At 39.4% G+C, this 1,150-nt stretch carries 1 protein-coding gene; it reads left to right on the top strand.

Annotation, left to right across the window (positions count from 1 at the left end; translation table 11 throughout):
• On the top strand, positions 1-1,150 hold a 1,150-nt coding region (locus COL05_RS29470; protein ID WP_098671186.1), incomplete at both ends, for an aspartate ammonia-lyase.

The raw sequence follows: 1,150 nt of genomic DNA, 5'->3' as shown, positions 1-1,150 counted from the left end.
TGAACAAGGGCGGTGCGATCGCAGAAGCTGCTCAAGAAATTCTTGATGGAAAATGGCATGATCATTTCATCGTAGATCCAATTCAAGGCGGAGCAGGTACTTCAATGAACATGAATGCAAATGAAGTCATTGCCAACCGTGCTCTTGAATTATTAGGAATGGAAAAGGGAGACTATCATTATATTAGTCCAAATAGTCATGTAAACATGGCGCAATCAACAAACGATGCATTCCCAACGGCGATTCATATCGCAACATTAAATGCATTAGAAGGTTTATTACAAACGATGGGTTATATGCACGATGTGTTTGAATTAAAAGCAGAACAGTTCGATCATGTTATTAAAATGGGTCGTACACATTTACAAGACGCTGTACCAATTCGTCTTGGACAAGAATTTAAAGCGTACTCCCGCGTACTTGAACGTGATATGAAACGAATTCAGCAATCACGTCAACACTTATATGAAGTGAATATGGGGGCAACTGCAGTTGGTACAGGATTAAATGCAGATCCAGAATATATTGAAGCAGTTGTAAAACATTTAGCTGCAATTAGTGAGCTACCACTTGTTGGTGCAGAAGACTTAGTAGATGCAACGCAAAATACAGATGCATATACAGAAGTATCAGCAGCACTTAAAGTATGTATGATGAATATGTCTAAAATTGCGAATGACCTTCGCTTAATGGCATCAGGTCCACGCGTTGGTTTAGCGGAAATTATGCTACCAGCTCGTCAACCAGGTTCATCTATTATGCCAGGGAAAGTAAATCCTGTTATGCCAGAAGTAATTAATCAAATTGCGTTCCAAGTCATTGGTAACGACCATACAATTTGCCTTGCTTCAGAAGCAGGACAATTAGAATTAAACGTTATGGAACCAGTACTTGTTTTCAACTTACTTCAATCAATTAGCATTATGAATAACGGTTTCCGTGCCTTTACAGATAATTGCTTAAAAGGAATTGAAGCGAATGAAGATCGTTTAAAAGAGTATGTTGAGAAGAGTGTAGGAATTATTACAGCCGTGAACCCTCATATCGGTTATGAAGCAGCAGCTCGCGTTGCGAAAGAAGCAATCGCGACAGGGCAATCCGTTCGAGAACTTTGTGTGAAAAATGGTGTACTGTCACAAGAAGACTTAGA

Source organism: Bacillus sp. AFS059628 (assembly GCF_002571225.1).
In the GTDB taxonomy this organism is placed as follows: domain Bacteria; phylum Bacillota; class Bacilli; order Bacillales; family Bacillaceae_G; genus Bacillus_A.
Note: the sequence above shows the minus strand (reverse complement) of the source record. Positions and strands in the feature narration are given on the sequence as shown.